Genomic DNA, 6,241 nt, shown 5'->3' with positions numbered 1-6,241 from the left:
CTGGCCGATCGCGTTCGCCGCCTTGGTCGTCCCCGTGCTGTCGGTCGGCACGCTGCCGCCGAACAGGCCGACCGGGAGCTCCCAGTCGGTGCCGACGCCGTAGGACCGCGCGGCGTCGGACAGGGCGGGGCCGGGCAGTTCGAGGGCCTGCTGGATGAAGGTCGTGTTGCACGACTGCGCGAAGGCCTCGGTGAAGGGGACGGTGCCGAGGTCGAACTGGTCCTGGTTCTCGAACTCGCGGCCCTCGACGGTCGTCGTCCCCGGGCAGGCCACGGAGCTGTCGGGCGTGACCGTCCCGGTCGACAGGAGCGCCGTCGCGGTGATGATCTTCATGCTCGAGCCGGGCGGGAACTGGCCGTTCAGGGCGTTGCCGGCGTCGGCCGCCTCGTTGGAGGACACGGCGAGGATCTCGCCGGTGCCGGGCCGGACCACGACCACGTGCGTGGGCAGCTGCTGGCCCGCGGCGGCGGCGTCGGCGGCGTTCTGGACGGCGGGCACCAGCGGCGTCTGCACCGGAGTGCCCGGCTCCGGCTCCACGGCGGCCACCTCGAGGCCCGCGTCGGCGGTGTTCTCGTCGGTGCTGACGACCGTCACGGTGAAGCCGGGGGTGCCGGTGAGCTGCTCCTGGAATGCGCGCTGCAGACCCGACAGCCCGAGCTGGTCCCCGTCGGCGTACCGCGAGGACCCGTCGTCCTGGGTCTCCTCGATGATCTCGGCGGTCGCCGGTCCCACCCGTCCCAGCAGGGCCGAGGCGAACCGGGCCGACGGTGCCAGCAGTCGCGTGTCGGTCGGGAACACCGCACCGGGCAGGTCGAAGACCTGGGCACGGATGCGCTCGAAGTCCGGCCGCCGGAGCGTGATGACGGGGACGAACTGCCCCGCCGGTGCCGCCTCGACGTCGGCGACGATCTCCTCGGCCGCGATCCCGGTGGCCGCCGACAGCGCGGCGGCGAGCCCCGGCAGATCGGTGACCTGGGCCGTGTCGACACCGACGTTGACCACCTCGGTCGGCGCGAACAGCGGCGCGCCGGAGAAATCGGTGATGGCCGCCCGCTCGGGCAGGCTGCGGGCCAGCTCGAGACGCTGGCCCTCAGCCAGCTCCGGGTGCACCACGGTGGGCTCGGTGACGACCTGCCACTCCTCGTCGCCCTCCTCCAGGCGCAGGGTGGCGTCGTAGGTCCACTCGGGGGCGGCGGCGAGGTCCCAGGTGGCGGTCCAGTCGACGGTCGCGGTGCCGTCCTCGACGGTGACCTCGCCCAGCTCCGGCGTCAGGGTGGCGTCGGGCAGGTCCGTCGCCGTCTGCTCCAGCAGGGCGGTCGCCGCGTCGGGGTCGGTCGTCGCCCGGGCGGCCGCGTCGGTGTCGCCGTCCGCCCAGGCGCCCAGGAACGTCTCGGCCGCCGAGCGCACGTCGTCCTCGGAGCTGCCGGAGCAGGCGCCGAGGACGGAAACGGTCATCAGCATCGCTGTGGCGAGGGCCGGGCCTCGTCGGATCCGCACGCCGACAGCGTGTCACGCCGGTGCCGGAACCTCAGAACAGCACGCTGGCGTACTGCCCGACCTCCCGGAACCCGACGCGGCGGTAGGCACCGCGGGCGGGGCCGTTGAAGTCGTTGACGTAGAGGCTGACGACCGGCGCGATCGCGCTGCGGGCGTACTCGACGACCGCGGCCGTGCCGGCGGTGCCGATCCCCCGTCCCCGGTGGGACGGCGCCACCCACACCCCCTGCACCTGGCACGCGGCGCGGGACACCGCACCGATCTCCGCTTTGAAGAGCACCTCACCGCGCTCGATCCAGGCCAGGGACTGACCGGCGCGCACGAGCTCGGCGACGCGGGCCCGGTAGCCGGCGCCACCGTCCACGCGGAGCGGGCTGACGCCGACCTCCTCGGTGAACATGGCGACCGCCGCCGGCAGGAGCGTCTCCAGCTCGGACGGGCGCACCGGGCGGACCCGCGGCTCGGCGGCGACGGCCGGCGGCCCGTCGATGGCCATCAGCGGCTGGTTCGGCCGGTGGTCGCGGGCCGGGCCCCAGTGCGGGGCGAGCAGCTGCCACAGCGGGGCGACCGCGGCGGCGGGACCGACGATCGTCGAGCAGCGGCGGCCGGAGCGGCGGGCCCGCTCGGCGAAGGCGGCAGCGGCGGCCCGCTCGGCGCCCGGTGCCGTGAAGGGGATCAGGTTGGCGCCGGCCAGGCAGACCGCGTCGAGCTCGCGCCCTGCGCCGAAACCCCACAGCGGCGCGCCCAGGGAGGACGCCGCGGTGCCCGCCGCCTCGACGCGCCCGGCCAGCACGCAGGCGCCGATGGGGTCGGTGGCGAGCAACCTGTGGACGGCGGGCTCGTCCGCGTCGTCCAGGACGCGGGCGGCGGGCGCACGGAGCACGGTCGGGGTGGGGCGGTTCAGCTGACGCTGACCACGGGCGGTCCGGCGGGGACCCCCGCGTCGCCCTGCTCGGCCGCGATCCGCATGGCTTCTTCGATGAGGGTCTCGACGATCTGGGACTCCGGCACCGTCTTGATCACCTCGCCGCGCACGAAGATCTGTCCCTTGCCGTTGCCCGAGGCGACGCCGAGGTCGGCCTCGCGGGCCTCGCCGGGACCGTTGACGACGCAGCCCATGACCGCGACGCGCAGTGGCACCTCCATGCCCTCGAGGCCCGCGGTCACCTCGTCGGCCAGCTTGTAGACGTCCACCTGCGCCCGGCCGCACGAGGGGCAGCTGACGATCTCGAGGCCGCGCTGGCGGAGGTTCAGCGACTCCAGGATCTGGGTGCCGACCTTGACCTCCTCCACGGGCGGCGCGGAGAGGGAGACGCGGATGGTGTCGCCGATCCCGCGCGAGAGCAGGGCCCCGAAGGCGACGGCGGACTTGATCGTGCCCTGGAACGCCGGGCCGGCCTCGGTGACGCCGAGGTGGAGCGGGTAGTCGCACTGCTCCGCGAGCAGCTCGTAGGCGCGGACCATGATCACCGGGTCGTTGTGCTTGACCGAGATCTTGATGTCGCGGAAGTCGTGCTCCTCGAACAGCGAGCACTCCCAAAGCGCGGACTCCACCAGCGCCTCGGGCGTGGCCTTGCCGTACTTGGCCAGCAGCCGCTTGTCGAGCGACCCGGCGTTCACGCCGATGCGGATCGGGGTGCCCGCGGACTTCGCGGCCCGGGCGATCTCGCCCACCTTGTCGTCGAACTTCTTGATGTTGCCCGGGTTCACCCGGACGGCGGCGCAGCCGGCCTCGATCGCGGCGAAGACGTACCGCGGCTGGAAGTGGATGTCGGCGATGACCGGGATCTGCGACTTCTTGGCGATGATCGGCAGCGCCTCGGCGTCGTCGGTGTCGGGCACGGCGACCCGGACGATCTGGCACCCGGACGCGGTCAGCTCGGCGATCTGCTGCAGCGTCGCGTTGATGTCGGCGGTCTTCGTGGTGCACATCGACTGCACGCTGACCGGGAAGTCGCTGCCCACGCCCACGCCCCCGACGTCGAGCTGACGGGTCTTGCGGCGCGGAGCGAGGACGGGAGGGGGTGCAGCCGGCATGCCGAGACCGACGGGGATCGCCATGACAGCCAGTATCCCCTGATCAGCAGAACGCGCCGTCGACGTGGCTGTGAGCTGTACGGCGCCGCTAGCCCAGCGTGATCGGGTTGACGATGTCGGCGATGAAGAGCAGTGCCGACAGCGCCAGGAAGACGCCCGCTACCAGGTAGGCCACCGGCATCAGGCGCGCGATGTCGAAGGGGCCCGGGTCGGGGCGGCCGCGCAGCCGCGCCACCGTGGACCGGGCCTTCTCGTACAGCGCCCCGGCGACGTGCCCGCCGTCCAGCGGGTAGATCGGCAGCAGGTTGAACAGGAACAGCACCAGGTTGACGCTGGCCAGCATGCTGAGGAAGAAGCTCAGCTTCTCCATGCCGCTGAGCTGGGACGCCGGGAGGGCGAAGGCCTCGCCGGAGATCCGGCCGACGCCGACGACGCCGATGGGTCCGTTCTTGTCGCGCTCCTCGCCGAGGAACGCCGCCCGGAAGAGCTGCGGCACCCGCTGCGGGATCTCGATGAGGCGCTGGACCGAGTTCGACACGATCATGCCGAAGTAGCCGGGGAGCGCGCTCACGTCCTGCCGGGCGAGGGTGTCCACCGGGCTGACCCCGAGGTAGCCGGCCGTCGTCGTCTCGGCGCTGCCCGGCTCGACGAGCACCGTGTTCGGGATCGGGGTGACCGTCACCTCGCGCCGCTCGCCGTCCCGTTCGAGGGTGAGGTCCAGCGGCACCCCGGGACTGCTGCGGATGGTGTCCTGCACCGTCGTCCAGCTGTCGTAGGCCGTGGGGTCGACGGGTGCGCCGTCGATGGCGACGATCGTGTCGCCCGGGCGCAGGCCCGCCTCGGCCGCCGGGCTGCGCTGGGGCAGGGTGCAGCCGCTCTCACCGGCCTCGCAGGTCCGGCCCTCCGGGGTGATCGGGACGGAGCAGGCGTCGTCCTGACCCGCGGTCTCGGCTCCGGCCGGCAGGACGCAGGCCGGCACCGTGCTGATCTGCGTGCTGAGGACGGTGGTGCCCACGACGGTGAGGGTGATCGTGAAGAACACGACCGCCAGGACCAGGTTGTGGAACGGCCCGGCGAACATGACGATGACGCGCTGCCACCACGGCTTGGCGTAGAAGACGCGGCCCTCGTCCCCGGGCCGGACGTCGTTGAGCGCCTGACCGCGGACCTCGGCGATGAAGCTGCGCATCCGGGTGGCGCGCTTGCTCTCCCCCTCCTCGGCCGGCGGGATCATCCCGACGATGCGGATGTAGCCGCCGAGCGGGATCGCCTTGATGCCGTACTCGGTCTCGCCGCGATGGCGGGAGAAGATCGTGGGGCCGAAGCCGACCATGAACTGCGGCACGCGCATGCCGAAGCGGCGCGCCCAGTAGAAGTGGCCCAGCTCGTGGAAGCCGATCGAGAAGAGCAGGCCGATCGCGAAGGCGACGACGCCGAGGACGGTCAGCAGGATGCCGCTCAGTTCAGCCCCTCCGTCACGAGCTCCGCCCTATCACGCCCCTGGCGTGCTCGCGGGCCCACTTCTCCGCCGCCAGCACGTCCTCGACGCCGGTGGGGACGCCGAGGTCCGGCGCGTCGTCGAGGGTACGCGCGACGACGTCCACGATGCCCCGGAACGACAGGCGACCCGCCACGAACGCGGCGACCGCCTCCTCGTTGGAGGCGTTGTAGACCGCGGGGAGCACGCCGCCGGCCTCCCCGGCCGACCGTGCCAGCCGGACCGCCGGGAACGCGACCTCGTCCAGCGGCAGGAACTCCCAGGTGCTCGCCTCCGACCAGTCCAGGGCCGGCTGCACGTCCGGGAGCCGGTCGGGCCAGGCGAGGGCGAGCGCGATGGGGAGCCGCATGTCCGGGGGGCTGGCCTGGGCGATGGTCGCGCCGTCGGCGAAGGTCACCATCGAGTGCACGATCGACTGCGGGTGCACCACGACGTCGATCTCGGCGTACGGGACGTCGAAGAGCAGGTGCGCCTCGATGAGCTCCAGCCCCTTGTTGACCAGGGTCGCCGAATTGATCGTGACGACCGGACCCATGTTCCAGGTCGGGTGCGCGAGAGCGTCGGCCACCGAGACGCCGGCGAGCTCGTCGGCGGGCCGGCCGCGGAACGGGCCGCCGCTGGCGGTCAGGACCAGCCGCGCCACCTCGCCGCGGGCGCCTCCCCGCAGGCACTGCGCGAGAGCGGAGTGCTCGGAGTCCACGGGCACGAGCTGCCCCGGTGCGGCCGCCGCGGTGACCAGGTCGCCGCCGGCGATGAGCGACTCCTTGTTGGCCAGGGCGACGGTGCGGCCGGCCGCGAGGGCCGACAGGGTGGGACGCAGGCCGATGGAGCCGGTGATCCCGTTGAGGACGACGTCGGCGGGGCGGGCCGCGAGCTCCTCGGCCGCCCGCGGCCCGGCCAGGATCTCCGGCAGGGAGTACTCGCCCTTGGCCCAGCCGCGCTGGGAGGCGGCGGCGTAGAACGCCAACTGCAGGTCCTGCGCGGCAGTGGCCCGGGCGACCGCGACCGTGCGCACCCCGAGGGCCAGCGCCTGCTCGGCCAGCAGGGCGACGTCTCCTCCACCGGCGGCGAGCCCGGTGACCCGCAACCGCTCCGGGTTCTGCTGCGCGACGGCGATCGCCTGCCGGCCGATGGACCCGGTCGAGCCGAGCAGGGTGACCTCACGGGGGGAACTCACGATGACTCCGGTTCCCTCCCGCGGGCAGCTGC

General features: G+C 73.3%; 5 protein-coding genes. All 5 read right to left on the bottom strand.

What is annotated here, in order from left to right:
* The coding region (locus tag E4P40_RS14680) for a penicillin-binding transpeptidase domain-containing protein (RefSeq protein ID WP_135159279.1) at positions 1-1,455 on the bottom strand (1,455 nt) is incomplete at its 3' end.
* A 73-nt stretch (positions 1,456-1,528) separates the two neighbouring features.
* Positions 1,529-2,380: a DUF4081 domain-containing GNAT family N-acetyltransferase gene (locus E4P40_RS14675; protein ID WP_135159280.1), complete on the bottom strand. Its 852-nt coding sequence runs from the start codon at positions 2,378-2,380 to the stop codon at positions 1,529-1,531.
* Between the two features lie 17 nt (positions 2,381-2,397).
* A complete protein-coding gene (gene ispG, locus E4P40_RS14670; RefSeq protein ID WP_348519647.1) occupies positions 2,398-3,534 on the bottom strand; it encodes a flavodoxin-dependent (E)-4-hydroxy-3-methylbut-2-enyl-diphosphate synthase in 1,137 nt (378 codons plus the stop codon).
* An 88-nt stretch (positions 3,535-3,622) separates the two neighbouring features.
* Positions 3,623-4,951, bottom strand: coding sequence for a site-2 protease family protein (locus E4P40_RS14665; RefSeq protein WP_280790619.1), 1,329 nt, complete (start codon positions 4,949-4,951; stop codon positions 3,623-3,625).
* A gap of 58 nt (positions 4,952-5,009) precedes the next feature.
* Complete coding sequence (dxr, locus tag E4P40_RS14660) at positions 5,010-6,209, bottom strand: 1-deoxy-D-xylulose-5-phosphate reductoisomerase (protein ID WP_135159282.1); 1,200 nt, start codon at positions 6,207-6,209, stop codon at positions 5,010-5,012.
* Between the last annotated feature and the right edge of the window lie 32 nt (positions 6,210-6,241).

Source organism: Blastococcus sp. CT_GayMR20 (assembly GCF_004570345.1).
Note: the sequence above shows the minus strand (reverse complement) of the source record. Positions and strands in the feature narration are given on the sequence as shown.